General features: G+C 67.0%; 1 protein-coding gene. It reads right to left on the bottom strand.

The features are described from left to right. Positions 1–282: condensation domain-containing protein (locus PY650_RS37760; protein ID WP_285885072.1), on the bottom strand; the 282-nt coding region annotated here is incomplete at both ends.

Genomic DNA, 282 nt, shown 5'->3' with positions numbered 1-282 from the left:
GTGCGCCGCGTCCGGTCCAGAAGCTCGGCGACGCTCGGCGCGCCCGACAGGTCGAGCCGCAGCGCCAGGGTGTTGACGAAGAAGCCGATCAACTCTTCGATCTCGCGCCGGCCGCGATTGGCGCTCGGCACACCAATGACAATGTCGTCCTGCCCCGAAAGACGCGACAGCACCGCCGCCCACGCCGTCAGCACCGTCATGAACAGCGTCGTGCCATGCTGCCGGCTCAGCCGCTTCAGGTCGCGCGTCAGCTCCGCATCGATGACAACGGGAACATTGGCT

This window comes from Martinezella calliandrae (genome assembly GCF_030272695.1).
In the GTDB taxonomy this organism is placed as follows: Bacteria; Pseudomonadota; Alphaproteobacteria; order Rhizobiales; family Rhizobiaceae; genus Rhizobium; species Rhizobium calliandrae.
This window is presented reverse-complemented; position numbering and strand designations above follow the sequence as displayed.